Source organism: Pseudomonas sp. St29 (genome assembly GCF_001547915.1).
In the GTDB taxonomy this organism is placed as follows: domain Bacteria; phylum Pseudomonadota; class Gammaproteobacteria; order Pseudomonadales; family Pseudomonadaceae; genus Aquipseudomonas.
On sequence record NZ_AP014628.1, the window covers coordinates 3,984,599 to 4,011,006 of the forward strand.

Here is a 26,408-nt window from a genome sequence, read left to right on the forward strand (position 1 = left end):
GGGGGCAGGATTCAAAGTCAACACAAGGGGCGGGCTCGGGCCCGCTTCTATTGTTCCGTTTGCAGAAACTGGATCAGCGCCGGCACCGTGCCCTCGATGTGCTCGCGCACCACCGCTTCGGCATGCTCGGCATCGCCGGCGCGAATCGCATCGAGGATCACCGCGTGCTCCTGGCGGGCGCTGAGGGGTTTTTCGCCGTGTTGCAGCCACAGGCGCATGGGCGCCTCCACCAGCGAATAGAGGGCCGAGATCTGCTTCATCAGCCGGGGCCGGCCGCTGAGGCTGCACAGGTATTCATGGAAGGCCCGATGGCGGCTGACCCACTCGGCGCTCTCGTCGCGGTAGTCGTCCATCTCGTCCAGCAGCCGTTCCAGGGCCGCCAGCTGGCGCTCGCCGATACGTCCCACCGCCACCCGCACCGCCAGGCCTTCGAGGGCGCTGCGCATCTCGAACACTTCGTGCAGCTCTTCGATGTCCAGGCCGCTGACCACCGCCCCGCGATTGGGCCGCAGGGTCACCAGGCCCTGGGCATCGAGGCGGCGAAAGGCTTCGCGCACCGGCATGCGGCTCATGCCGATCTCGCTGGCGATGTCCTCGGCGATCAGCCGGTCGCCCTTGCGGTAGCGGCCGCCGCAGATCGCCTCCAGGAGAAAGTTGTAGGCCTCCTCCTCGGCAGTCAGCGGCTGGCGGTCAACGTAGGCGGGAGCGAATTGCATAGAGGCACCTTTTGTATTTTTGTATCCAATTATCCATAGATACAAAAAAGCAGAATGCGTGCCAGCTTTGCGCAAGCGGACTCAAGTCATTGATTTGCCGAACCAGTGCTCGATGAGCAGGAAGGTGCCAGGAGCGCGGCCAAGGCCAGGCTGCTACGAAAACGCGCAGGCCGTGAGTCAAAGTGGGGCATACAGGTTGCGCCCGGTAACAAGCGCCATCGGGGCTGCGGCAACCCCCGGAGCCACCCGGGCGTTGCCGCGATCAACGCCTCAGAACGTCAGGCAGATTTTCCCCAGGTGCGCGCCCGAGGCTTCATGGGCGAAGGCCTTGGCGATCTCTGCCAGGGGGAAGGTGCTGTCGATCACCGGCTTGATGCCGGTGGCTTCCAGGCCACGGACCATCTCGATCTGCTGCTGGCGGCTGCCGACGATCAGGCCCTGCAGGCGTTGTTGCTTGGCCATCAGCGCCGCCGTCGGCACCGGGCCGGACCAGCCGGTGAGCACGCCGATCAGGGCGATATGCCCGCCGATGCGGCAGGCCGTGATCGACTGCGGCAAGGTGCCCGGGCCGCCGACTTCCACCACGTGATCGACGCCGCGCCCGCCGGTGAGCCTGAGCACTTCGTTGCCCCACTCAGGCTGGGTGCGGTAGTTGATGGTGTGGTCGGCTCCCAGTTCGCGGACCCTGGCCAGCTTGGCGTCCGAGGACGAGGTGGCAATCACCGTGGCGCCCATGGCCTTGGCCAGTTGCAGGGCGAAGATCGACACCCCGCCGGTGCCCAGCACCAGCACGGTGTCCCCGGCCTTGAGCGCGCCATCCACCACCAGCGCGCGCCAGGCGGTCAGGCCGGCGGTGGTCAGGGTCGCGGCTTCGGCGTGGCTGTAGCCTTGGGGTGCGTGGGTGAACCAGTGGCTGGGCTGGATCACCACTTCACGGGCGTAGCCGTCGACGCCATCGCCCGGGGTGGTGCTGAAATCGGCAATCGCCGGGCCGCCATCGTGCCAATGGGGGAAGAAGCAGGACACCACCGCATCGCCGACCTTGAACTCGCTGACGCCCTCGCCCACCGCTTCCACCACCCCGGCACCGTCGGCCATGGGAATCCGCCCATCGGCAGTCGGCAGCGCGCCGGTGACCACGGCGTAATCGTGGAAATTCAGGGAACAGGCATGCAGGCGCACGCGGATCTGCCCGGCGCCGGGTTGCCCGGGATCGGCCAGCTCCACGGTTTTCAGGTTATCCAGGGATGCCGGCAGGCTGAGCTTGATGGCTTGCATGGAATGGGTCTCCACAGATCGATAATTGTCCAGGGGGCTAACCCTACCACCAATACCGGCGATCTGTAGCCGCTGCCGCAGGCTGCGAACGGCTGCGCAGGAGACGCAGGTTTTCAGTGCCGCTGGAGGCTCGACTCGGGACTGCCAAGCAAGGCCCTGCGGGCCTTTGCGCAGCTTCGCGAGCTCAGCAGCGGCTACAACCCTCAGCGGGTTTCAACGCTCCTCCCCCCTTGCCCGCACAAAACACTGCTCGGTCACCGTCGCACCCCACTGTTCGCCCACCTGCTCCTGCGCCAATACGAAGCCGTGTTGCTCATACAGCGTGCGCGCCGCGTCCAGGCCCTTGAAGGTCCACAAGCGGGTGGCGGCAAAGCCCCACTGGTCACAGAACGCCAGGGCCTCGACCAGCAGTCGCCGGCCCAGCCCGCGACCGCGGGCAGCATCGTCGAGGATGAAGCAACGCAGGATCGCCTCACCGCCCTCGCCTTCCCCATCGATGGCGATGGACCCGACGATCCGCTCGCCCCGCAGCGCCACCCAGACCTGGTTGCGCGGGTTGTGCAAACGCCCCATCAGCTCGGCCATGTCCGCCGCCACCAGGCTTTCGAAGGGCTGACCGAAACCGGCCCGGGCGGCGTAGTAGCAGGCATGCATTTCGGCAATGCGGCCAATCACCCCCGGCCGGTAGCCAGCGGCGATGGACCAGCACTCGGGCGGCTCGGGCGTCTCGCCCAGGCGCACCGCACGCAATGCCCGGGCGTAGTCGGCGATGCCTGTCGAGGCACAAAGCTGCTGGTCCGCGCTCAGGTGCGCCAGGGCCGCGGCCACCTGGGCCTGGGCAAAACGGTCGATGCCGGCCAGGGTCTGGCGTCCCTGGGCGGTGAGGTGCAGCCGCTTCGAGCGGGCATCCTGGGCATCGGCCTGTTCGCCGATCTCGCCCGCCTCCACCAGCTTGCGCACCAGCCGGCTGACGCTGGATTTCTCCAGGCCCAGCAGCGTCACTAGGTCACTGGCGGTCAAGGCATGGCCCTGGCCGATTTCCAGCAGCGCGTGCACCGCCGAGGGCGGGTAGTCGGTGGCGGCCAGGGTGCTGTGCATGAAGCCCAGCTCGCGAACCATCTGCCGGGAAGCCTGGCGCAATTGAGGGATGAAACCTGCGGATGGGCTCGACATAAGCGTGACCTCGTTCGTGGACTTTTTAGTTGTAACTTACAACTATATAGCCGACAAGCCCGATGTGCTCGGGCCCTGGTCGGCAGCGATAAAAACTCGAGCGCTCACTAATGAGAAGCATTACCATAAACACCCTTTTCGCCCGCCTCGGTCCCGGAACCTCTATCGATGGTGCCCAATTCTTCGCTACAGCACGCCGTGGGCGAGCTCTACGTCCAGCATCACAACTGGGTGGTGCAGTTGCTGCGGCGCAAGCTCGGCAACCAGGACCAGGCCCTGGACCTGGCGCAGGACACCTTCGTGCGCATTCTGCGCAGCGAGCAACTGCCGCTGTTGCGTGAACCCCGGGCCTACCTCAATACCGTGGCCAGCCGCCTGTGCGGCCAGTATTTCCGCCGTCAGGCCCTGGAGCGCGCCTACCTGGAATCCCTGGCGCAGCTGGAGCCACAGCACCAGCCTTCGCCGGAAACCCGCCTGCTGGTGCTCGAAGCCCTGGACGCCGTGGGCCAGGTACTGGATGGCCTGGGCGCCCGGGTGCGCGAAGTGTTCTTGCTGTCCCAGCTCGAAGGCCTGACCTACCCGCAGATTGCCGAGCGCCTGCAGCTCTCGGTCAACGTGGTGCAAAAAGCCATGCTCAAGGCCTACCGCCATTGCTACGCGGCGGTGTACCCGGGATGAACGCCTTCCAGCCGGTGGACGATCAGGGCGCCGTGGAACAGCAGGTCCTGGACCAGGCTCTGGAGTGGCTGGTGTTGCTGCAATCGGGCATCAGCAACCCCGAGCAGCAGGCCGCCTGCCTGGCCTGGCGCCGGGCCGAGCGGCAACACGAACTGGCCTGGCAACGTCTGGTCGGCATCGGCCAGGACCTGCGTGACAGCACCCGCAGCCTGCCCGCGCCCCGTGCCCGGCAGCTGCTGCAGGCCCGCAGCCACCCCGGGCGGCGCACCCTGCTCAAGGGCATCGTCGGCCTCGGCGTGGTGGCCGCCAGCAGCTGGAGCGTGCGTGAACGGCTGCTGTTGCCGCAGCTGTTCAGCGACTACCACACCAGCACCGGCGAGCGCCGCCAACTGCAACTGGCCACGGGCGCCAGCCTGCAACTGGACACCCGCACCAGCCTCGATCAGCAGCACAGCCCCCTGGGCCTGCAACTGCGGCTCAACACTGGCCGCCTGCTGTTGACCCTGGGCAACGCCGCGCCGCTGCGGATCGTCACCGCCGATGCGTGGATACTGCTGGCGCCCCAGTCGCAACTGATCCTCAGCGTCGGCTGGCCGGGCAGCCACGGCACCCGGGCACAGGTGCTCGCCGGCAGCGGCTCGCTCAGTAACACCCAGCACCCCGCGCTGAGCCTGGGCGCGGGCCAGCAAGTGGAAATCAACCAGCAGCGGATCGGCGCCCTGACCACAGTGCCCGCCACCGCCAGTGCCTGGACCCAGGGCCTGCTGATCGCCGAGCGCCAGCCCCTGGGCGAGGTGATCGCCGAGCTCGACCGCTATCGCCCGGGCCTCTTGCGCTGCGCCGCCGAGGTCGCCGGGTTGCGCGTCTCCGGCTCGTTCTCCCTGGACCAGCCGGACGCCAGCCTCGACCTGTTGGCCAAGACCCTGCCGATTCGCATCCGGCGGGTAATGGGTTACTGGGCCACCGTGGAGGCCAGCTGATTTTTTCCGTTTTTTTTCCGAAGCGGCGGCAGTTTTTTCAATCTCGTGCATCAAGACCAGGGAAGAAGCTGGAAAACAGCTCAGCGCCAACCCTTCTCAACCCACGGATTTCCCTTATGCACATTCGCCTTACGCCCCTTGCCGCGGCCTTGCGCCCGGTGTTCATCGGCCTGTCCATCGCCAGCACCAGCCTGCCGCTGATGGCCGCCGAAGCCGGCGCCGCCGTGACCGACCGCCAGCAGCGCGACTACGCCATCGCCCCGGGCAACCTGGACCAGGTGCTGGGCGCCTTCGGCCAGCAATCGGCAAGCATGATCGCCATCGATGCCAGCCTCAGCGCCGGCAAGCGCAGCACCGGCCTCAATGGCCGCTTCAGCGTGGACGAAGGCCTGCAGCGCCTGCTCAAACCCCTGGGCCTGCAAGCCGTGGCCGAGGGCGCGGGCTATCGGGTGGTCCAGGCCAGCGGCGGTGAACGGGTCGAGCTGGGGGCGACCACGGTCAGCGCCAACCAGTTGGGCAGCGTTACCGAAGGCACCGGTTCCTATACCCCAGGCACCATCGCCACCGCCACCCGGCTGGTGCTGACCCCGCGGCAAACCCCGCAGTCGATCTCGGTGGTGACCCGCCAGGTGATGGATGACTTTGGCCTCACGGCAATAGACGACGTGATGCGCCACACGCCGGGTATCACCGTATCCACCTACGACAGCGAACGCACCAACTACTATTCCCGCGGTTTCTCCATCGTCAATTTCCAGTACGACGGCATCCCGACCCTGCGTGACGCCCAGTACTCGGCCGGCCAGACCATGACCGACATGGCGCTGTACGACCGCGTCGAAGTGCTCAAGGGCGCGACCGGCCTGCTGACCGGCGCCGGCGGCCCTGGCGGCACCATCAACCTGATCCGCAAGAAGCCCACGTCCGAGTTCAAGAGCAGCATCGAGCTCGGCGCCGGCTCCTGGGACAACTATCGCACCCAGATTGATGTCAGCGGGCCGCTGACCGACTCCGGCAACGTCCGCGGCCGGGCGGTGGCCGCCTACCAAGACAAGAAATCGTTTCTTGATCACTACCAGCGCAAGACCAATGTCTACTACGGCATCCTTGAATTCGACCTGTCACCGGACACCCTGCTGACCCTGGGTGCCGACTATCAGGACAGCGACCCGAAGGGCTCGAGCTGGACCGGCACACGTACCGTCTATGACCCGGACGGCAATTATCTGAACCTGCCTCGCTCGTTCAACAATGGTCCGAAGTGGAGCAGTTGGGAACAATACTCCCGTACCGTGTTCGCCACCCTGGAGCACAACTTCGACAATGGCTGGGTCGCCAAGACCCAGTACAACCACCAGATCAACGGCTATAACGCGCCCCTGGGCTACGTCTCCCAGGACACCGCTACCACCAGTTCGATCTACGCTCGCAAATACACTGGCGAAACCACCAGTGACAGCCTCGACGTCTATGCATCCGGACCTTTCGAACTCTTCGGTCGAGAACACCAGCTGGTAGTGGGCCAGTCCCTGTCGATCTCGGAATGGAAGGGCAAGGACTATTCCGACGCCACCTATTTCGACAACGCCTATGACTTCTACAACTGGCACGGCGAAGCCATCGAGCCCCTGTGGAACCAGCCGACCAAGATCAACGATGAAACCACGCGCCAGACCGGCACCTACATCACCGGCCGCTTCAGCCTGATGGACGACCTGTCGCTGCTGCTCGGCACCCGCGTCGCCAATTTCCAGGTCACCGGTACCAGCGACACCAAGGAGAGCGGCAAGGTAGTGCCCTATGCCGGCCTGGTCTACGACCTCCACGACAATGTCTCCGCCTACGCCAGCTACACCGAGATTTTCCAACCGCAAACCCAGTACCGTGACCGCACGCGCAAGATGCTCGAACCCAACGAAGGGAAAAACTACGAGATCGGGCTCAAGGGCGAGTTCTTCGACGGTCGCCTGAACTCCAGCCTCGCCTACTTCGAGGTACACGAGGAAAACCGTCCAATCGCCGACACCCTCTACAACTCCAATCCTGGGGTCGACTTCTCCTATATCGCCACCAAGACCAAGACCAAGGGCTACGAAGCGGAGATCTCCGGTGAGCTGCGTCCTGGCTGGCAATTGCAGGCCGGCTATACCCACAAGGTCAGCCGTGATGCCGACGGGGTGAAGGTGGCCACCTGGGAACCGCAAGATCAGCTCAGTTTCTATAGCAGCTACAAGCTCGGCGGCAGCCTCGACAAACTGACCCTGGGCGGTGGCGCCCGCTGGCAGGGTGAGGGCTGGCAAACGCTGTACAACCGTGGCAAGGACCGTTACGAAAAGTTCTCCCAGGACCCGTTCTGGCTAGTGGATCTGATGGCGCGCTACCAAGTCACCGACAACCTTTCGGCGACCCTGAACGTCAACAACCTGTTCGACAAGTCGTACTACACCAACATCGGTTTCTATGATTCGGCCTACTACGGTGACCCACGCAATGTGATGGTGACCACTCGCTGGGACTTCTAAGACCTAGTCCCCCAATCGGTGCACCCTGCCCAATCGGGCAGGGTCGGGCCGCTGACAATCACCTGGTATCGGGTAGCCCGATGCGGCGACCACGGCAGCAAAATCACTACAGCCATCCGCACACTTCTGTTAAAACTCCTGGCTGATCGTTCCGTGGTGAAGCCTTCCATGTCCCCAACCCTGTCCCAGCGCCTGCGCCGTCGCTGGTTTTCCCTGCTGTGCCTGGCCGCGCTGGTCGGTGGCCTGCCGGTGAGCTGCGCGGTGCTCGAACACCAGGAGCGCAAGTTGGTGTTTCGCATCGAGCCGGGCACCGCCGGCTGGTATCGCGGCCTGCCGAGCACGGTGCAGGAGCTGGAACTCAAGCCGAAAAGCTTCAAGGCCGGGCAGAACCTCCACGCCTGGTGGTGGCCGGCCACGCGCGCCGACGCCCCGGCGATCCTCTACCTGCACGGGGTGCGCTGGAACCTTACCGGCCAGCTGTTTCGCATCGAGCAACTGCACGCCCTGGGCTACTCGGTGCTGGCCATCGACTACCGCGGCTTCGGCCAGAGCCACGGCGACCTGCCCTCGGAAAGCAGCGTGTATGAAGACGCGCGCATCGCCTGGGAGCGGCTCAAGCTGCTGCAGCCCGACGCCCGCAAGCGCCTGATCTACGGCCATTCCCTGGGCGGCGCGGTGGCCATCGACCTGGCCGCCGAACTGGGGCGCACGGCCGCCGCCGAGAAAACCCCGATTGCCGCCCGCGGGCTGATCGTCGAGTCCACCTTCACCACCCTGGCCGATGCCGCCGCCGCGGTGACCAAGACCTCGCTGCCGGTGCGCTGGGTGCTGTCGCAGAAGTTCGACTCCGTCGACAAGATCCGCGACATCGGCATGCCACTGCTGGTGGTGCACGGCCTGAAAGACGACTACGTACCGCCACGCTTGAGCCAGGAACTGTTCAAGGTTGCGCTGCAACCGAAAACACTGCTGCTGGTGCCCGGCGGCACCCACAACAACAGCATGAGCCTGGCGGGCAAGGACTACGCCCAGGCCATCAACGCCCTGCTGCGGGCCAAGCCGGCGTCCAGCATCGCCGGCCCGGCAGCGCTCACGGTGCCCACTGGCTGAACCTGCAGCCCAGGGCTCCAAGCACTCGGCAGGCAAGGCCCTGTGGGCCTTTTCGCAGCTTCGCAGGCTCAGCAGCGGCTACAGGAAACCCTCTGTGTAGCCGCTGCCGCAGGCTGCGCAAGGCACCGAAGGGGCCTCGGCGCCCTCCGGATCGCTGCGAGCCTGCGGCTCGTTCGCAGCCTTCGGCAGCGGCTACAAGGCGCTTTGTCCGCCGCTCACGGCCACGCTCGGCGAAGCCGCTGGCGGGCGCAACGCCTCGCTAATGGTGCGCAGTTTCAGGCAGGTTTCCTGGTACTCACTCGCTGGGTCCGACTCGCCGACAATCCCGCAGCCGGCAAACAGGTGCGCGCGGTTGCCGCGAATCAGGGCCGAGCGCAGGGCCACGGCAAACTCGCCATCGCCCTCGGCGTTCAGCCAGCCCACCGGCGCTGCGTACCAGCCACGGTCCAGTTGCTCGTGCTCGCGGATGTAGCCCAGCGCCTTGTCCCGCGGCAAACCGCCCACCGCCGGAGTCGGGTGCAGGGCCTGCACCACTTGCAGCAGGTCGACCTGGGGCCGCAAGCGTCCCAGCACCGGGGTCAGCAGGTGCTGGACGTGGGCCAGACGGTGCAGCTGCGGCTGTGGCGGGATTTCCAGCATGGCGCAGTAGGGCTGCAGCGACTCGCGCAGGGTCTGCACCACCAGGGCGTGTTCGTGGCGATCCTTGGCGCTGTCCAGCAGGGCCTGGCCCAGTTCCGCGTCCTGCTGTTCATGCAGGCCACGGGCGCAGGTGCCGGCCAGGGCCACGGTACTCAAGGTGCCCCGGGCCACCCGCACCAGGCGCTCGGGGGTGGCGCCCAAAAAGCAGCTGTCGCCACGGCTGAAGGCGAACAGGAAGGCCTGGGGATAGGCCGCCCCGAGGTTTTCCAGCAAGGGGCCGCAGGGAATGTTGCGGCTCGCCTGCAGACAGACTTCCCGGGCCAGCACCACTTTGCCCAACTCGCCGCCCTGGATTCGCCCGATCGCCCGGGCCACGCAGTCCTGCCAGCGTTCGGCGGCCAGGGGCTCTGCCGTAGCCCGGATCCCGTCCGGCAACTGCGCCGCCGGGGCGTGCTGATAGCGCGCCAGCAGCAGGCTCCATTCCGCCTCCAGGGCCGCGGCGCACTGGGCCACATCGGCGCCGGGCTCGACCCACAGGCTGAACAGCCAGTGCTGCTGCTCGCCCTCGCCCAGCAACAGCAGGCGCGGCAGCACCAGGGAGGTGCTGGCAAACGACTGCCACTGGGCGCTGCGCGGCACCTGGGGATCAAAGGCGAACCCGCCACACAGGTACGCCTGGCGCGGCCCCACTTGATGGGCCCGCTCCAGCAACTGACGCCAGGCCCGGGTGCTGGCGCCGAAGCGTTCCCCCGCCGACGGGCTGATTTCCTCGGTGCAGCCGAAGCCCGCCAGGGCCAGCGCCCCCTGGTCGCTGGACCAGAACAGGCTCTGGCCGAACACCTGGCGGTTGGCGGCGAACAGCCGCAGCGGCTGCAGGCGCTCGGCGGCCTGACTGAACACCACCAGCACCGCCCGGCCCTCACGCCGGGCCCGGGCTTCACCTTGTTGCAGGGCCCGGGTCAATCCGCACAGGCACGACTCACTCATTGCCGGCTCCCTGCTGCAGCCCGTGCTGCAGGCGCCAGTGGCACACCTGCTGGGCGATGTTCCAGTGAATGATCTGGGCGAACAGCGGCACCACGAACATCGGGTCCAGGCCCGCCTGTTCGGCCCATTGCCGGCGTTGCGGGAGCATCGCCGCGACCCGCTCCGGGGCGGCGATGCTGTCCTCGGTCGGCTTGAACTGCGCCGCCACCTTGACGTAGGCCAGGCGCTGGCCGAGGGCCTGGATGATCTGCCGGTCCATGGCGTCGATACCGCAGCGGACATCGTCCAGGCCGCTGCACTGCTCGGGGGTCTTCATGTGGAGGTCTACCAAAGAAAGATTCATGGGGTCGAAGGCCAGCACTGCCACGGCTGCTCGCCGAGGCCCGCCAGCAGTCGGGTCAGGTGCCGCAGCACTTCGGCCTGCTGCTCGCGCAGGTAGAAGTGCCCGCCGGGAAACGTCTGGAAATCCGTGACCTGGGCACTGACCTCGGCCCAGGCATAGGCTTCGTCCGCATCGACTTCGCTGTCCTGGCTCCCCAGGCACACGCTCAGGGGCAGGTCCAGGGCACGACCGACAGCGCCGCGATAGCACTCGATCAGCCGGTAGTCGTTGCGCAAGGCCGGCAGGTACAGGTCGCGCAGCGTCGGGTCGTCCAGCAGTGACGGCGCACCGTCCGACAGACGCCGCACGTCCGCCAGCAACGCCTCGTCCGAGCCCAGGTGCAGCTCGCTGTGGCGCTGGCGATGGGGCGCCGGATGCGCGGACACGATCAGGCGCTGCGGCGCCGAGCCCTGCTGCTGCAGGCGCGCGGCCACCTCATAGGCCAGGGCCGCGCCCAGGCTGTGGCCGAACAGCACCAGCGGCCGCTCCACCAGGTCCGACAGGGCCCGGGTGATGTTGCCCGCCATCCACTCCAGGCTGCCGGGCCAGGTTTCGCTCAGGCGCTCCTCGCGCCCCGGGTACTGCACGCTGATCAGCTCGATATCCGTCGGCAACAGGTGGCGCCAGTCATTGAAGAAGCTCGCGCTGCCCCCGGCATGGGGCAGGCACACCAGCCGGCAACGCGGCGGTTGTGGCTGCGGGTAACGCCGCAGCCAGGCACTGGGAGCCTTTCTCACAGCACGCCCTCCTCTGCCTCGGCCAGGGCCACGCCGCTGAAGTCGGGCAACTGCACCCGAGTATCCGGCAGCCAGCGCTGCAGCTGTTCCAGGCAGGCGGCCGGGTCCAGCACCTGGGCGGCGTAATGCAAGCCTGCAGGCCACTGCGCCCAGTGCAGGGCGCAGAAGGCCGCAACGCTGCCGGTCAGGCGCGAACCGTCCGACGCCCGCAGCCAGGCGCAGGCGTGCTGTTCCCGCCCGTCCCGCAGCCCCTCGATCTCCACCGCCAGCAACTGATAGGGCTGGCGCCCGGCCACATCCAGGGCGCTGGCCTGGACCAGCGCGGCGACGTTCTGCGCCGCGTCGCGCGCCTGCGGCGCCAGGCCCTGGATCCGTTGCAAGGTCGCCGCCAACTGCCCGCCCTCGAACAGGTTGAAGCCCTGCCCGTGGCCAACCTGCAGGTCGCGAAACAGTCGCAGCTGTTCGCAGCTCAGGTAGGCATAGGCCGGTACGCCGCTCACCGGCAGCCAGGGCCGCTCCAGCGGCTGCGGGGTACTGGCGCTGCTGCGCACCTGCCGCCCTTGGCTGAAGGCGCACTGGGCCTGACCGAAGCCATTGCCCAGGCTCAGCAAAAAGTCCTCGGCGGCGGTGGCCGACAAGCGCCCCAGCCCACCGGCATAGCAGCGCATGGCATCGACCCGCTGGAAGGACTGCGCCAGCAACCGCGGAAACAGCCCCGACAGCCCCGGCAGCATGCCCGCCGACAACAGCACCCGGCGCCCCGCCGGCACCTGCCCCGACAACCGCTCATGCACGGGATCGTCGCCGCCCACGTCCAGGTAGTCGGCCCCCGCGGCCAGCGCGGCCCGGGCCACCCGATCGAGGATCCGATAGCTGGGCCCGGCGCAGTTGATCACCAGCGCACAACCGGCGCAGAAATCCGCCAGGCTCTGCGAGTCCCACAGGTCGAGGGCGCGCACCTCGGCGCGCGCCCCCAGTTGCCGGTTCAACTGCTCGGCCTGCTGCCGGTCGCGTCCGCCCAGGCGCAAGGCGACCCTGGGTGCCAGCAGTTGCGCCACTTGACGGCCGACGCTGCCATAGGCCCCGACCAGGCCAATCATCGCCTCCTTCATGCCGCCACCTCGGCGATCGCCTCGAAGGCCCGGGCCACGGCTTGCACCTGGGGCTGCTGCATGCAGCTGAAGTGATCCCCGGGTACATCCACCACCCGCAGTTCACCCAGGCACAGGGCCTGCCAATAGGCGCTCATGTCGCGGTGCATGCCGGGCAGCACCTGCACCTCGCCGCTCTGGCGAATGAACAGCAGGTCGCCCTGGTACGGCGTGGCCTCGTGCAGGGCCACCGCCGCCAGACTGTGGCGCAGCACCTGCAACTGCTCGCCCAGCCAGCGCAGGTCGCTCAGGGGCGAACCGGCGTGGCGCATGGCCTCGGCAATCGCCTGCAGGCGCTGTTCCGGGGTCTTGTCTGCCAGGCGCCGCAGGCAGGCCAGGGCCGGGGCGCACTGGGCGTCCTCGCTCAAGGCCAGCAGCGACCCCTGGGGCACCCGCCCCGGGGTCTGCTCCAGCACCCGGGCGATGCTGCGCTCCATGGCCTGTTCATCCTCGGGGTAACCCAGGGCCAGCGGATCGGCCTGCATCACCCGGGCGAACACGTACTCGGCCAACAGGTCGTCCTCGATCATGAACGGCACCCGGTAGCTGCTGATCACGCTCAGTTGCAGCACCTGGATCGAACGCGCCGCCAGGCACGCCGCCAGTTCCGTGGCCAGCAGCCCGCCCAGGCAATAGCCGACGATGCTCACCTGACGCCGTCCCTCGGCCTGCAGGGTGTCGGCATAACGCTCGGCCAACTGGCGAATCGCCGTGGCCGGCTCCAGGGCCAGATAGCCCGGTACATCGTGGAGCACCAGCCCTTCCAGAGGCACGTCCTCCCCCAGGGCGGCGAACAGGGCGCGGTACGGCGCCAGGGTGCCACTGCCGTCGTGGACGAAGATCCGCGTCGAGCCCTGGGCCTTGTCGCTGATGCGCACCAGCGGCGAATCGCCTTCCACGCCCTGGCCGCGCAGGTAGTCGGCCAGGGCTGCCACCGTCGGCTGGTTGATCAACTGGCGCAGCAAATCGCTCCAGGGCAACGGCCGGGCCTGGGGCAAGACTTCCCGCAGACGCCCCACCACCTGCGCCACCAGCAGCGAGTCGCCGCCCAGTTCGAAGAAGCCCTGGTCGCGGCCCACCGCCGGCACCCGCAACAGGGTCTGCCAGACCTCGGCGATGCTGCGCTCCAGCGCGTCCAGTGGCGCCGCCCCGCTGCTGACCTGCTGCTCGGGGCCGGCCACGCCGATCCGCGCCAGGGCCTGGCGATCGACCTTGCCATTGGCGGTCAGGGGCATGTCATCCAGCACCTGCCAGTCCGCCGGGATCATGTAGTCCGGCAGGCGCTGGGCCAGGTGGGCCCGCAGCGCCTCGGGCTCCAGGGTCTGGCGCTGGCTCTTGAAGCGGGTGATGAACAGGTGCTGGCCGATCTGCGACATGGCGTCGCCGGCCTCGGGCAGGCACAGCGGGCTTTCGCCCCCGGCCTCCAGCAGCAACTGCTGCCACTGCTCGCGACGGATGAAGGTGGTGTCCTGCTCGGCGCGAAAATCCTCGAAGGCGGTCAGGCCTTCCTTGAACTCCATGGAGGCCATGATCTGGTAGGTGTCGCGAGTGGCCTCGATGAAGATCAGCCAGCCACCCGGGGCCAGCATCTCCCGCAGCCGCGCCAGCACCCGGCTGGCATGCCGTGAGTTGTGCAGCACGTTGGCGCAGAGGATCACGTCCAGGGAGTTGGCGGCCACGCCCTGGGCCCAGTGGTCCTGGTTGAGGTCGAACAGGCCGTAGCTGACCCAGGGGTAGGCGGCGAAATGCTCCCGCGCCTCGTTGAGGAAGAACTGCGACAGGTCGGTGAACTGGTAATCCACCGGCAGGCCGTCCAGGGCCGGGATCAAATCGGCGCTGGTGCCGCCGACCCCGGCGCCGATTTCCAGCAGGCGCAGGCGCTGGCCGGCCGGACGCTGGCGGATGATCTCCTGCACTGCGGCGCACACCGCCTGGTTCAGGTACTGGCTGATCAGGTTCTTGCGGTAGGCGCCCTCGGCGGTGTCGGTGCGGCCCTGGGGGAACAGCAGGTGCAGCGGGTCGAGCCGGTCGCTCATCAGCGCCGGCAGTTGCTCCTGGCTTTCGCGCAGGTAGCGCAGGACCTCGGCGCCCCAGCCCACGGACGGTTCCAGGGCGTCGATGCGCTGCCACTGCTGACGGTATTCCGCAGCCGACACCTGCAAGCCCGAATAACGCCCGGTGTGCCGGTCCCAGTGCACCAGGCCTTCCCGGGCCAGGGCCTGCAACCAGCGGCGGATCAGGCGCTGATTGCGCGGCGCCACTTCGCAGCGCGCCACGATCTCCTCCAGCGCATGGCTCTGCCCCGCGGCGTCGAACAGCCCCGGACGCTGCAGGGCCAGGCCCATGGACAAAAGCGCGGCGCGCTCGACGCAAGCCGACATCTCGCTGACCAGGGCATCGCTCAAGTCGCCACGCACCGCCTGGGCCGCCGCCCGGGTCCGCGCCAGCAGCGGCTCCGGCCAGGCCAGCGGCGTGTCGCGCAGGCTGGCCGTCAGGCAGGCTTGCAGGCGCCGGTCGAAGGCGCCCTCGCCCGCGGCCACCACCACCGCCGATTCCACATGCGGATGGCTGAGCAAGGCGCTTTCCACTTCCGCCAGTTCGATGCGGTGGCCGCGCACCTTGACCTGGAAATCCTCGCGGCCCAGGAACTCGATCAGGCCGTCCTCCAGGTAGCGCCCCAGGTCACCGGTGCGGTACAGGCGCTCGCCGCTGCGCGGATGATCGACAAAGCGCTCGGCGGTTTTCTCGGCATCCCCCAGGTAGCCCAGGGCCAGGCCGCTGCCGGCGATGTACAGCTCGCCGGCCACCCCTTGCGGGCGGTCGCGGCCCTGCTCGTCGAGGATCATGAAGCGCTGGTTGGCCAGCGGCCGGCCGTAGGGAATGCTGCGCCACTGCGGGTCGACCTGGGTGATCGGGTAGTAGATCGACCAGATCGCCGCTTCGGTGGCGCCCCCCAGGCTGATCAGGCGCAGCCGGGGCAGCAGCTGGGCGGCCTCCGCCGGCAGGTTCAGGGGGATCCAGTCCCCCGACAGCAACGCCAGCCGCAGGGTCGCCGGGGCCATGGACGGCAACGCCTGCAGGTAGTGGGTGAGCATCTGCAATTGCGCGGGCACCGAGTTCCACAGGGTCACCCCGTGTTCCCGGGCGCACTCGGCCCAGTGCGAAGGGTCGGCGCGGCGCTGCGGGTCCGGCAGCACCAGGGCGCCCCCCACCGCCAGCAGGCCGAAGATGTCGTAAACCGACAGGTCGAAGCCCAGGCTGGCCAGGGCCAGCACCCGGTCATCGGCGTCGATGGCAAAGCGCTGGTTGATGTCGACCACGGTATTGAGCGCCGCCTGATGGCTGATCATCACGCCCTTGGGCACCCCGGTGGAGCCGGAGGTGTAGATCACGTAGGCCAGTTGCTGCGGGTCGATGGCCACGCTGGGCACGGGCCGCTGCGGCAGCCGTGGGCCCTGGTCGACCTGGATCACCTGGGTCACCCGCGGCGGCCAGCACAGCTCATCGCCCAGCCAGGACTGGCTGAGCACCCGGCCGACCTCGGCGTTGTCCAGGATCAGCTGGCGCCGGGCCTCGGGCTGGTTGGTGTCCAGCGGCAGGTAGGCGGCCCCGGCACGCAGAATGCCGAGCACCGCGATCACCTGTTCCAGGCCCTTGTGCATGCACACCGCGACCCGCTCCCCAGGCTGGCAGCCGGCGTCGAGCAGGGCCTCGGCCACGGCTTCGGCGCGCCCGGCCAGTTCGCCGTAGCTCATCTGCGCGGCGCCCTGAATCAGCGCCACACGCTGCGGCGCCGCGGCCGCCTGACGCCAGAACGGCTCATGCAGCAGCCCCTCGGGCAAGGGCGCGGCGCTCTGGTTCACCAGCTCGCGTTGCAGGCGTTGCGCCGCCGGCAGCTCCAGGCAGTCGTCCAGGGTCCAGGCCGAGGGCTCCCGGGCCAGGCGCTTGAGCAGCCGTTCGAAGGTGTCGAACAGCGCGTCCAACAGGGTTTCGCTGAACACCCCCTCGCGGATGTCCCAGTTGATCGCCAGGCCGTCGTCACGCTCGCTGACCTGGCAATCGATCAGCACCTGGGGCGTCTGGCTGATGCCGAACACCAGCTCGGCACCGGGCATGAAGGCCCCGCCGCCGCTCTCGCCGCCAGCGCCCAGGGTGCTGGTGAAGGCATAGGGCATCAGCGCCGCCTCCTGGCCCTTGCGCCGCGCCAGCTCGCGCAGCACTTCGATGCCCGAACACAGGCGATGGTCCATGTCCTGCCACAGGCGCTCCTGCAGTTGCTGGCTGCGCTGGCCGAAGCTGCCGCCTTGCAGGGTCTGCACTTCCAGCAGTTCCACCGAGCTGAAATCGCCCACCAGGCGGTCGACCTGGGGGTGCAGCGACAGGCGATTGAGCAGGGTCAGGCTCAGGCAGAAATGCCCGCGCCGGCTCCAGCGCCCGAGGGTTTCGGCATAGGCCGAGAGGATCGCCGCCGACACCCCGACTCCGGCCGCCGCCGCGTTCAGGCGCAAGGCGTTGCAGTCGCGGGCTTGCAGGCTCATGGCCCGGCGCTGGAAGCGCGGCCCGCTGGGTGCCCCCAGCGTGGGCAACTCCGGCGCCCCCGGCAGGCTGTCGACCCGCGCCCACCAGTAGTCGCGGTCACGCTGGTAGCGCGGTTGCTCGCGCAGGCGCCGCTCCCCCAGCACATAGTCGCGAAAGCTGATCTGCGCCGGTGCCGGCAGGGGTTCGCCGCGGTACAGCTGCTGCAGTTCGGCCAGCAGCATGCGCACGCTCTGGTAGTCGCACACCAGCAGGTCCACCGACAGGTGCAGGCGCGAGGTGTCGCGGCCCTGGCTCACGCACAGCTCGATCAGCGGCCATTGCTGCGGCGTGGCGCGGCGCAGTTCCATGCCCTCACGCAGGGCCTGCAAGGCGCTGCCGTCGTCCTCGCGCAGGTCGTGACAGGCGACGCTGTAGTGCGGCACCTGGGGCAGGATGCGCTGGTAGCCCTCCTCCAGCACCACCGCCCGGAGCATCTCGTGGCGCGCGATCAACTGGTTCCAGGCCTGTTCCAGGCGCAGCGGGTCAAGGTCCTGCTGGGCGAATTCCAGGTAGCCGTGGCAGGCCACCCCGCCATAGCTGAAGGCACTGGTGCGGCCCAGCAGGTAGGCGGCCTGCACGTCGGTCAGCGGGAAGGGTTCTTCGCGGGCCGAATGGTCGGCCTCCAGGGTCGGCAACTGCGCCGCCTGCAGCTGTTGCAGCAACGCCTCCTTGTGCTCGCGCAGCTGGTTCAGGCGCGCCTCGTCCATGACCCCGGCCGGGGCCCGATAGCGCAGGCGGCCCTGTTCTTCCCAGAGCTCCACGCCCAGCTGTTGCAGGTCCTGTTGCAGTTGTTGCAGCGTCATAACACGCCCTCCACCATTGCGTTCTGAGTGACGGGCCGCTGTTCCCGGCGCGAGGCGAGCAACTGCCCCTGCAGGGCCACGGTGGCCGCGTTGAAAAAATCCTTGAGAGACAGTTCCAGCTGGAACTGCCGGGCGATGCGTTCGATCAGCCGGGCCGCCAGCAGGCTGTTGCCGCCGAGGGCGAAAAAGCCCTGATGCCGGCCCACCTGGGGCACTTGCAGCAGCTCCTGCCACAGCGCGGCCACGGCTTCCTCCCACGCCCCTTGCGGCGGTTCGGCGCTGTGTGGCTGGACGCCCCGGCGCTGCTCCTGCAGCAACCACGACAGGGCCGCGCGATCGACCTTGCCGTTGGCGCTCAGGGGCAGCGCGGACAAGGTCAGCCAACTGTCCGGAAGCATGTGCTCGGGCAGCCATTGCCCCAGCCACTGGCGCAGGGCCTGGGGTTCGGGCAGCGGCTCCCGGGCCAGCAGCACCGCCGCCAGCTGCGGTTCGCTGCCGGGCAGCACCAGGCTCAGCGCGCGGTCGATGGCCGGATGGCGCTCCAGGGCCAGGTCGATTTCCGCCAGTTCGATGCGAAAGCCGCGGACCTTGACCTGATGGTCCAGGCGCCCGAGAAACTCCAGGCTGCCGTCGGCCCAGTAGCGTCCCTGGTCGCCGGTGCGGTACCAGCGCCCGCCGTCATGCTCGACAAAGCGCTGGGCGCTGAGGGTCGGCAGGCCGCGATAACCGGCGGCCACCCCGGCGCCGCCGATCCACAGCTCGCCGGGCACCCAGTCCGGGCAGTCCCGGCCCTGGCTGTCAACCACCCGGAAGCGCTGGTTGTCCAGGGGCCGGCCATAAGGAATCGAGCGCCAGTGCGCGGGCACCGCCGCCACCTCCTGGTAGTTGGACCAGATCGCCGCCTCGGTGGCGCCACCCAGGGCCACGAACGACACGGGGCGGCCCGCCGCTTGCTCCAGGCGCCGTGGCAGGTCGAGGCCGACCCAGTCGCCGGACACCATGGCCAGGCGCAAGGCCCCGAGCCCGGCGCCGTCGCGCACTTGCAGGGTCAGCATCTCCAGCAGCGCCGGCACCGAGTTCCACAGGCTCACCTGCTCCTGGCGGATCAGCCGCAGCCATTCCCGGGGCTCCTTGCGCAGGCTGTCCGCCGGCAGTACCAGGGCGCCGCCGACACTCAGCGGACCGAAGAGGTCGTACACCGACAGGTCGAAATCCAGGGCCGAGAGCCCCAGCACCCGGTCCTCGGCGCCAACCTGGTAACGGCGGTTGATCGCCTCGACGGTGTTCATCGCCGCCTGATGGCAGAGCTCGACGCCCTTGGGCTCGCCGGTGGTGCCCGAGGTGAAGATCACGTAGGCCAGGGCGTCGGCGGCCAGCGCCAGGGGCTGCTCCAGGGCGCGGGCCGGCGCCGCCTGGGCCAGAGTCACCACCCGCAACTCGGCCAGCCAGATGCCACCGTCGCGGTGGGCCTGATCGGTGAGCACCACATGCGCCCCGGCGCGCTGATAGATCATGTCGCGGCGCGCCGGCGGCTGTTCGATGCCCACCGGCACATAGACCGCCCCGGCGGCGAGAATCCCCAGCACCGCGATCACCTGTTCGCGGCCCTTGGGCAGGGTGATCGCCACCGCATCCCCCGGCTGCACGCCCCACTGCACCAGCGCCCCGGCCAGTTGCAGGGCCTGCCGGGCCAGCTCGGCGTAGCTCAGGTGGCCCTGCTCGTCGATCAGCGCCAGTGCCTCGGGGCGCTGGCGCGCCTGCTGGAAGAAGCCCTGGTGCAGGCACTGCGCGGGGGTGGGGTGTTCGGTGGCATTGACCCGCTGGCGCTGTTGCTGCTGCGCCGCCGGCAACGGCAAGGGTGCCGGCTGTTGCCAGTCGTTGGCGCACAACCACAGCAGCAAGCCGCGGTAGGCGTCGAACATCTGCTCCAACAGGTCTTCGGGGAACAGCCCCTGCACCGCGTCCCAGTTCAGCAGCAGGCCGTCGGCCAGCGGGTAGCTCTGGTGGTCGAGCCAGACCTGGGGCGTCTGCGACAGGGCCCAGCCGGGCTCACCCAATTGCTCGCGGCAGGTGGCGTCGACAAAGGCCGGGCCCAGGTTGCAGGCGAACACCACCGGCGCGCCCTGGCCGCCGCCCTGGCGCAGCCGCGCACGCTCGCGCAGCACCTCGACCCCGGGCCAGGCGCTGTGGGCGATGTCGCGGTGCAACTGGGCCTGCAACGCCGACGCCTGCTGGCAGAAGGACGCGGGCTGGCGCAGGTCCACTTCCAGCAGCACCAGGTTGGAGAAATCCGCCAGCAGATGGGGCACGCAGGGGTGCAGTTCCTGGCGGTCGAACAGCGGCACGTTGAGCAGGAAATGCTGGCTGGCGCTCCAGCGCCCCAGCACCTGGGCATAGGCGCAGGCGAGCACGCTGGCCAGGGTCAGGCCGTGTTGCCGGGCGCGCTGTTCCAGGGCCTGCAACTGCTCGTGGTTCAAGCGCATCGCCAGCCGGCGAAAACGCGGCGTGCCGAGCTGCTGCGGCTCCTGGGCCAGGGGCAGTTGCGGGCCGTCCGGCAGATCCTCCAGGCGCTCCAGCCAATAGTCCCGGGCCGCTGCCAGCTGCGGCGCGCGCAGTTCCTGCTCGGTCCGCAGGTAGTCGGCGAAGGTCCATTCCAGGACCGGCAGGCGGTGCTCCTCGCCGGCGTGAATCAGCGCCAGGTCGCGCAGCAGGATGCCGATGCTGAGTACGTCGGCCACCAGCAGATCGATGTTCAGGTGCAGGCGGCTGTGGCCGTCGGGCAGCAGACTCAGTTGCACGTCGAACACCTGCCCGCGGCTGACCTCCAGGCGCCGGTGCGAGAGGTTTTCGCGGATCTGCTCCAGGGCCTCGGCGGCGCCGACGCAGGAGGCCTGACGCAGATCATGGACAGTCAGCCCGGGCCAGGGGCTCTGGGGCAGGATGCGCTGGCAGCTGTCGCTGATGAAACAGGCGCGCAGCATCGGATGGCGCTGGCACAAGCGGCGCAGGGCCTGCTCCAGGCGCTCGGGCTCCAGGCCGTGGCCGTCCAGCTCCTGGTACAGATGGCAGCCGACCCCGCCCAGGGGCATACCCGGATCGCGGCCGAACCAGTAGGCCTGTTGCAGCGGAGTGAGGGCGAAATTGCTGCTGGCAGGGGCGCTGGCCACAGCCTGCAGGCGCGGCGCCGCGAGGCCACGGCGAGCCTCGATCAGCGCCCACCAGGCGACCAGGGTCGGCTGCTGGATCAGCTCGGCGAAGCTCAGGCTCACGCCTTCGCCGGCCAGCAGCGCCGGCAGGCGCATGATGCTCACCGAGTCGAGGCCCTGCTCGATCAGCGACGCATCCGCCTCAAGGTCCCCGGGCGCGTAGCCGAGCAACCGGGCGATGCCTTCGCAGAGTCCTTGGGGTGAATGACTCAGGCCGGCGGGCGCGGGATGAGCGCATGCCAGTGCTGGGTTATCAGTCATGGTGGACGGTCCTTTGGGGTACGGAAGAAGGTGTGCGCAAGCGCCAGCGATTGATCGCTTCGCGCTCGTGGAACAACTGGCGATAACGGCCCGGGGCCGTCATCAGTTGGCTATGGGTGCCGTGCTGGGCCAGGCGGCCCTGGTCCAGCAGGAGGATCTGCCCGGCGCACGGAGCCAGGGTCGGCTTGTGGGTCGCCAGCAGCACCGTGTGCTTGCGCGCCAGTTGCCGCAGGCTCTGGTTGACCCGGGCCTCGCTGATGGCGTCCAGGGCGGCGGTGGGCTCATCTAGAAGGATCAGCGTGGCGTCCTTGAGCATGACCCGGGCCAGGGCCAGGCACTGGCGTTCGCCGCCGGAAAGACTCACGCCGCCCTCGCCGACCCGGGTCTGCCAGCCTTGGGGCAGGCGCTGGGCCAGCCGGTCGAGGCCGGTGGCGCGGGCCGCTTCCAGCAATTGCGCTTCGTCGGCCTCGGGGCGGCCCAGGCGCAGGTTGTCCAGCAGGCTGGCGGCCAGCGGCGGGCAGTCCTGGAACATCAGGGCGATGTCCCGATCACGCTGGCTGGCCGACAGCTCACGCAAGTCGACACCGCCCAGCAGGATGGCGCCCTGGCTGACATCGCAAAAGCGCGCCAGCAGCCGCAGCAGGCTCGACTTGCCGGAACCGGATGACCCCACCAGCAGGTTCAGCGAACCCGGCTCCAGCGTGAAGCTGATGTCCTGCAGGATCGCCCGGCCCTGGCGTTCCAGGCCCAGCTGGCGAACCTCCAGGCGCCGGTCGGCCGGCACCTGGGGCCGGGCCGGTTCCGGCAGCGGCGCCAGGTCCAGCAACTGGCGCAGGCTGTCCAGGCCATGGCGGGTCTGGCGCAGGCTGGTGCCCAGGTTGACCAGGGCGCCCATGGGTTCCACCAGGCAGGTGGCAAGCACCGCCAGGGCCAGGTATTGCACGGCGCCGAGGCTGCCGCCGAGCACCGCGTAGAGCCCGCACAACAGCACCGCGGTGTAGCCGGCCTGAAGCGCCAGCACCAGCCCCAGGGCCGCCGGAAAGGTCCGCCAGTGCGCCCGGCGCTGGGCCTGGCGCTGTTGCTGCAGCGCCGCGCCGAGCAGGCTGAAACCTTCACCGTTGCGCCCACTGGCCCGCAGCAGCGGCTGCTGGCGCAGGTATTCCAGGACCCGCGCCGCGGCTTCACCGGCCGCCGCTTCGCTGTGCTGCTCGGCCTGCCCGCCCCAGCGCACGCCCCAGTGATAGAACAGCACCAGCAACGGCAGGCAGGCCAGGGCCGCCAGGGCCATGGACAGGTCGTAGCACAACAGCGCCACGAGCAGGGCCAGGGGCGTCAGCAAGGCATTGGCCATGGGCTGCAGCAAGTGCGCCGGAGCGCTCATGATCTGCGCCACGGTATGGGTCACCAGGCGGTTGAGCTCGGCGCCGCGGCGCTCGACAAACCACTCCAGGGGCAGGCGCGCCAGATGCCGGCCAATGCGCAGGTTCAACGAACGCGCCGCCGCGGCCCCGGCCCGGTAGCCCGCCAGTTGCGCCCGGCGGCGCAGCCACAGGCAGAGCCCGGCGAATCCGCCAAAGGCTGCGGCCCAGAGCCAGGGTGTCCGCGCCGTGGCGGCCTCCAGGGCGCTGGCCAGGGCCATCGGCAGCAACCCCAGGGCCAGGCCCTGGGCCAGGGCACTGGCGGCCATGGCCAGCAAGGCCCGGCGCAACAGCGCGGCGTCCCGCGGCTGCAGGCTGCGTAACAGTGCGGCAATCATGGGCGGCTCCCGTTCAGCGCGGCGGCGTCCAACTGCTCCGCGGCCCAGAGCCCGGCATACACCCCCTGCTGCTCCAGCAGGGCCTGATGCCGGCCGCATTCCACCAGGCGTCCGCCCTGCAGCACGGCAATCTGCTCGGCGTCCTGGATGCTGCTCAGGCGATGGGCAACCACCAGCACCGTGCGCCCCTGGGCCAGGCGCGACAGGGCCTGCTGGATCGCCGCCTCCGATTGCGGATCGCTGGCGGCGGTGGCCTCGTCGAGCACCAAAATCGGCGCGCGGCTGAGCATGGCCCGGGCGATGCCCAGGCGCTGGATTTCGCCGCCGGACAGCTGCAGCCCCTCCCCCAGCTGGCTGTGATAGCCCTGGGGCAAGGCGCAGATGCGTTCGTGGATCTGCGCCGCCCGGGCCGCGGTTTCGACCTCGGCCAGACTGGCTCCGGGCCGGCTCAGGCGCAGGTTGTCGAGGACGCTGGCGCGCAGCAGGCGCACCTCCTGAAAGACAAAGGCCACCTGGCGATACAGGGTCGCGCTGTCCATGTCCCGCAGGTCGACACCGCCGATGCGGATCGCCCCGGCGCTGACATCGGCAAAGCGCGCGAGCAAGGTGGCCAGGGTGGATTTGCCGGCCCCGGAATCCCCCACCAGGGCGGTCAGGGTGCCCGGTTGCAGGCACAGATCGATGCCGTGCAACACCTGGCTGCCGTCGGGGTAGCTGAAGTCCACGGCGTCGAAGCTCACCACAGCCCCCTCGGGTTCCCGGGAGCAGGCCGGTTGCGCCAGCACCGGGGTCTTGAGCAGCGCACTGATGCGCTGCGCCGCCGCCCGTCCCTGGACCAGGGAATCGGCGCCATGCCCCAGGGCCGCCACCGGCGCCGCCAAGGCCGGCCCCAGCAAGGCAAACGGCAGCAACTGCAGCGGCTGCAAGACCCCGACGGCGATCAGTGGCACCCCTGCCACCAGCACCAGGGCCAGCACCAGCAGGGGCGAGAGCAGCACCTCGACACTGGCGCCCAGGCCCGCCCAGCGCTCGACCCAACGGGAGAAGAACCCGGCAAAATCCTCCACCGCCTTGAAGAACTCGTCCTGTACCCGCTGCACCCGGCCAAAGGATTTGACCATGGCAATGCTCTGCACGAAGTTCAGGGTCGCCGCCGACAGCGCTCCCATGGCGCCGCCCAGGCGCTGGCGCTCGTCGCGATAGGCCGGGGTGCGCATCACCCGCAGGCGCCACAGGGCGATCATCGGCGGCGCCAGCACCACCAGGGTCATGGGCAGGCTCACCGTCAGCAGGTAGATCAGGCTGGCCAGGGGCACCACCAGGGCCGCCACCAGGTTGTTGGGCAGGTGCGCCACCAACTGATGCAGGGCCCCGACGTCCTCCAGCAGCACCCGCTCGGCGGTCTGCCGCTGGCCGTCCAGCCAGGCCAGGGGCACCCGCGCCAGATGGGCGGCGATGCGCTGGCGCAGATGGCGCTGCAGGTCGCTGTCGGCCAGGTGGGTGATCTGCAAACCCGCCGCCAGCCCCAGCAGGCGCAGGAGCAGCGCCCCGGCCCCGGCCAGCAGCCAGAAACCCGCGCGCTCCAGGTCCAGTTCGCCGGCCAGCAGCAGCGGCGCCAGTTCGGCCACGGCGATCAGCGGCAGCAGGCCCACCAGCGCCGCCAGCACTTGCAGCAGCATCGCCGCCAGCAGGCGCCCGCGCACCGGGCGCAACAGTGCGGCCAGTCCTGCCGGTTCAGCCACGGCCATCAGCGGCCTCCAGGGCTTGGGCCCGGTTGCCGAAGTACAGGGCCTGGATCGCCTCGCGCAGGTGCTTGCGGCTGACCTTGCCGACCCCGGTCTGGGGAAACGCCGGGATGAACTCGAAGCGGTCCGGCAGCTTGAACGCCGCCAGCCCCTGGGCCCGCAGATGACGCAGCAGTTGCGGGGCGCGGGGCGCGGCGCCACGGGGGATGACAAAGGCGCAGGTGCGCTCGCCGAGGAAGGCATCGGGCATCGCCACCAGGGCCACGTCGGCCACCGCCGGGTGGCTGAGCAGCAGGTTCTCCACCTCTTCGGCGGCGATCTTTTCGCCGCCGCGGTTGATCAGGTCCTTGTCCCGCCCTTCCACCATCAGGTAGCCGTCGGCGGTGAGCTGCACCCGGTCGCCGGTGCGATAGAAGCCGTCGGCGGTGAAGGCCTGGGCGTTGTGCTCGGGGTAACGGTAATAACCGCGGATGGTGTAGGGACCCCGGGTCAGCAACTGCCCGACCTGCCCCACCGGCACCGGTTGCTCGTGCTCGTCCACCACGCGGATTTCGTCCGCCGGCGACAGCGGCCGGCCCTGGGTGTGCAGCACCCGCTGCGGCGGGTCCTCGGGGTCGGTGTAGCAGATCAGCCCTTCGGCCATCCCGAACACCTGCTGCAGGCGACAGCCGAGCACCGGCTCGACACGCCGCGCCGCCTCAAAGCTGAGCTTGGCGCCGCCCACTTGCAGCAGTTGCAACGATGCCAGCCCGCGTCCGCGCGCCTGGGCCGCCTCCAGCCAGACCAGGGCCAGGGGCGGCACCAGGGCGGTGTGGGTCACGGCTTCGCGCTCGATCAGCTCGAAGCAGACTTCCGGGCTCGGCGAGGGGCTCAGCACCACCCGCCCACCCACCGCAAAGGTGCCGATGAACCCCGGGCAGCACATAGGAAAGTTGTGCGCCATGGGCAGCGCCACCAGGTACACGCTGGCGTCGGACAAAGCGCAACGCTCGGCGCTGGCCCGCAGGTTGTAGAGGTATTCGTGATGGCGACGCGGAATCAGCTTGGGAATCCCGGTGGAACCTCCGGAGAGCTGGAAACAGGCCACCGCGTCGGCGCTGGGGGCCGGGAAAGTGCAGGAGGTGCTGTCGTCATACAGGCTGTGCAGGGCGCTGAACTCCTCGGCTTCGCCGGCCACCAGCACCCATTCCAGTGACGGGTGGCCGGCCTTGAGTTCGCGGGCCATGGCGCGAAAGTCGAAGCCGCCGTCGCAGTCGGCGCAGAAGTAGGCCCGGGCCCGGGCAAACTCGCAGAAGCGGCCGATTTCCAGGTGCCGGTGGGCCGGCAGCGCGAAGATCGGCCGCACACCGAGGCGATACAGGGCGAAGCAGACTTCGACGAAGGCCGCGCCGTTGGGCAGTTGCAGCACCACGTTGTCGCCAGCCCGCAGCCCCAGCCGGTGCAGGCCGGCGGCCAGTTGGTCGACCCGCAGGTCCAGTTGCCGATAGCTCAGGCGCCGCTGGCCATCGCTCAGCGCCTCGCGCTCGCCGAAGGTCCGGGCCGCACCTCGCAGCAGATCGCCAAAGGTTTCATCGCGCCAGTAACCGGCCTCGCGGTAAGCCTGGGCGAAGGCCTCGGGCCAAGCGGGGCAATCCTGCGAATCGTCGAAAGTGGACATGCTGTCTCCTGAGTTTTTTTCGGCAAAAGGCCGCCCCGGACCTGACATG

General features: G+C 69.0%; 16 protein-coding genes. 4 read left to right on the forward strand and 12 right to left on the reverse strand.

What is annotated here, in order from left to right; translation table 11 throughout:
- Nucleotides 1-47: 47 nt before the first annotated feature.
- The 3 genes from PST29_RS17720 to PST29_RS17730 form a co-directional block, all read right to left on the reverse strand.
- Nucleotides 48-716: a GntR family transcriptional regulator gene (locus tag PST29_RS17720; RefSeq protein WP_060843896.1), complete on the reverse strand. Its 669-nt coding sequence runs from the start codon at nt 714-716 to the stop codon at nt 48-50.
- 270 nt (nt 717-986) lie between these two features.
- Nucleotides 987-1,994 (reverse strand): zinc-dependent alcohol dehydrogenase family protein, encoded by a 1,008-nt coding sequence (locus PST29_RS17725; RefSeq protein WP_060839796.1) that lies wholly within the window; start codon nt 1,992-1,994, stop codon nt 987-989.
- 213 nt (nt 1,995-2,207) lie between these two features.
- Nucleotides 2,208-3,167 (reverse strand): MarR family winged helix-turn-helix transcriptional regulator, encoded by a 960-nt coding sequence (locus PST29_RS17730; RefSeq protein ID WP_060843897.1) that lies wholly within the window; start codon nt 3,165-3,167, stop codon nt 2,208-2,210.
- A 168-nt stretch (nt 3,168-3,335) separates the two neighbouring features.
- Here PST29_RS17730 and PST29_RS17735 point away from each other — a divergent pair, with 168 nt between their 5' ends.
- The 4 genes from PST29_RS17735 (at nt 3,336) to PST29_RS17750 (ending at nt 8,457) form a co-directional block, all read left to right on the forward strand.
- Nucleotides 3,336-3,845 carry a sigma-70 family RNA polymerase sigma factor gene (locus PST29_RS17735; protein WP_060843898.1) on the forward strand — a complete coding sequence of 170 codons (510 nt, stop codon included), beginning with the start codon at nt 3,336-3,338 and terminating at the stop codon, nt 3,843-3,845.
- A complete protein-coding gene (locus tag PST29_RS17740; protein ID WP_060843899.1) occupies nt 3,842-4,825 on the forward strand; it encodes a DUF4880 domain-containing protein in 984 nt (327 codons plus the stop codon). Before PST29_RS17735 ends, PST29_RS17740 begins: the two co-directional genes overlap by 4 nt.
- 116 nt (nt 4,826-4,941) lie before the next feature.
- A complete protein-coding gene (locus PST29_RS17745; protein WP_060843900.1) occupies nt 4,942-7,347 on the forward strand; it encodes a TonB-dependent siderophore receptor in 2,406 nt (801 codons plus the stop codon).
- A 168-nt stretch (nt 7,348-7,515) separates the two neighbouring features.
- On the forward strand, nt 7,516-8,457 hold the full coding sequence (locus PST29_RS17750) for an alpha/beta hydrolase (protein ID WP_060843901.1): 942 nt from the start codon (nt 7,516-7,518) through the stop codon (nt 8,455-8,457).
- 192 nt (nt 8,458-8,649) lie between these two features.
- Here PST29_RS17750 and PST29_RS17755 read toward each other — a convergent pair whose 3' ends face one another.
- The 9 genes from PST29_RS17755 to PST29_RS17795 are packed head-to-tail and all read right to left on the reverse strand — an operon-like array spanning nt 8,650 to nt 26,359.
- A complete protein-coding gene (locus PST29_RS17755) occupies nt 8,650-10,083 on the reverse strand; it encodes an isochorismate synthase (protein WP_060839802.1) in 1,434 nt (477 codons plus the stop codon).
- Nucleotides 10,076-10,399 (reverse strand): isochorismate lyase, encoded by a 324-nt coding sequence (locus PST29_RS17760; RefSeq protein ID WP_060843902.1) that lies wholly within the window; start codon nt 10,397-10,399, stop codon nt 10,076-10,078. Before PST29_RS17760 ends, PST29_RS17755 begins: the two co-directional genes overlap by 8 nt.
- Nucleotides 10,400-10,422: 23 nt before the next feature.
- Nucleotides 10,423-11,202, reverse strand: coding sequence for a thioesterase II family protein (locus tag PST29_RS17765; RefSeq protein ID WP_060843903.1), 780 nt, complete (start codon nt 11,200-11,202; stop codon nt 10,423-10,425).
- Entirely contained in the window at nt 11,199-12,314 is a 1,116-nt protein-coding gene (locus PST29_RS17770; protein WP_232513169.1) for a saccharopine dehydrogenase NADP-binding domain-containing protein, read from the reverse strand. The genes PST29_RS17765 and PST29_RS17770 overlap by 4 nt, the downstream gene beginning before the upstream one ends.
- Entirely contained in the window at nt 12,311-17,734 is a 5,424-nt protein-coding gene (locus tag PST29_RS17775) for a non-ribosomal peptide synthetase (protein ID WP_060843904.1), read from the reverse strand. The genes PST29_RS17770 and PST29_RS17775 overlap by 4 nt, the downstream gene beginning before the upstream one ends.
- On the reverse strand, nt 17,731-21,201 hold the full coding sequence (locus PST29_RS17780; RefSeq protein ID WP_060843905.1) for a non-ribosomal peptide synthetase: 3,471 nt from the start codon (nt 21,199-21,201) through the stop codon (nt 17,731-17,733). Before PST29_RS17780 ends, PST29_RS17775 begins: the two co-directional genes overlap by 4 nt.
- Nucleotides 21,194-22,957: an ABC transporter ATP-binding protein gene (locus PST29_RS17785; RefSeq protein ID WP_060843906.1), complete on the reverse strand. Its 1,764-nt coding sequence runs from the start codon at nt 22,955-22,957 to the stop codon at nt 21,194-21,196. Before PST29_RS17785 ends, PST29_RS17780 begins: the two co-directional genes overlap by 8 nt.
- The gene (locus tag PST29_RS17790; protein ID WP_060843907.1) at nt 22,954-24,705 is read right to left on the reverse strand and encodes an ABC transporter ATP-binding protein; all 1,752 of its coding nucleotides are present in this window, start codon (nt 24,703-24,705) and stop codon (nt 22,954-22,956) included. Before PST29_RS17790 ends, PST29_RS17785 begins: the two co-directional genes overlap by 4 nt.
- Nucleotides 24,692-26,359: a (2,3-dihydroxybenzoyl)adenylate synthase gene (locus tag PST29_RS17795; protein WP_060843908.1), complete on the reverse strand. Its 1,668-nt coding sequence runs from the start codon at nt 26,357-26,359 to the stop codon at nt 24,692-24,694. The genes PST29_RS17790 and PST29_RS17795 overlap by 14 nt, the downstream gene beginning before the upstream one ends.
- Nucleotides 26,360-26,408 lie beyond the last annotated feature (49 nt).

Bases quoted from the DNA above. Each gene is read 5' to 3' on its own strand.
- PST29_RS17720 (WP_060843896.1), bottom strand. From the start codon at position 716: ATGCAATTCGCTCCCGCCTACGTTGACCGCCAGCCGCTGACTGCCGAG.
- PST29_RS17725 (WP_060839796.1), bottom strand. From the start codon at position 1,994: ATGCAAGCCATCAAGCTCAGCCTGCCGGCATCCCTGGATAACCTGAAA.
- PST29_RS17730 (WP_060843897.1), bottom strand. From the start codon at position 3,167: ATGTCGAGCCCATCCGCAGGTTTCATCCCTCAATTGCGCCAGGCTTCC.
- PST29_RS17735 (WP_060843898.1), top strand. From the start codon at position 3,336: ATGGTGCCCAATTCTTCGCTACAGCACGCCGTGGGCGAGCTCTACGTC.
- PST29_RS17740 (WP_060843899.1), top strand. From the start codon at position 3,842: ATGAACGCCTTCCAGCCGGTGGACGATCAGGGCGCCGTGGAACAGCAG.
- PST29_RS17745 (WP_060843900.1), top strand. From the start codon at position 4,942: ATGCACATTCGCCTTACGCCCCTTGCCGCGGCCTTGCGCCCGGTGTTC.
- PST29_RS17750 (WP_060843901.1), top strand. From the start codon at position 7,516: ATGTCCCCAACCCTGTCCCAGCGCCTGCGCCGTCGCTGGTTTTCCCTG.
- PST29_RS17755 (WP_060839802.1), bottom strand. From the start codon at position 10,083: ATGAGTGAGTCGTGCCTGTGCGGATTGACCCGGGCCCTGCAACAAGGT.
- PST29_RS17760 (WP_060843902.1), bottom strand. From the start codon at position 10,399: ATGAAGACCCCCGAGCAGTGCAGCGGCCTGGACGATGTCCGCTGCGGT.
- PST29_RS17770 (WP_232513169.1), bottom strand. From the start codon at position 12,314: ATGAAGGAGGCGATGATTGGCCTGGTCGGGGCCTATGGCAGCGTCGGC.
- PST29_RS17775 (WP_060843904.1), bottom strand. From the start codon at position 17,734: ATGACGCTGCAACAACTGCAACAGGACCTGCAACAGCTGGGCGTGGAG.
- PST29_RS17780 (WP_060843905.1), bottom strand. From the start codon at position 21,201: ATGACTGATAACCCAGCACTGGCATGCGCTCATCCCGCGCCCGCCGGC.
- PST29_RS17785 (WP_060843906.1), bottom strand. From the start codon at position 22,957: ATGATTGCCGCACTGTTACGCAGCCTGCAGCCGCGGGACGCCGCGCTG.
- PST29_RS17790 (WP_060843907.1), bottom strand. From the start codon at position 24,705: ATGGCCGTGGCTGAACCGGCAGGACTGGCCGCACTGTTGCGCCCGGTG.
- PST29_RS17795 (WP_060843908.1), bottom strand. From the start codon at position 26,359: ATGTCCACTTTCGACGATTCGCAGGATTGCCCCGCTTGGCCCGAGGCC.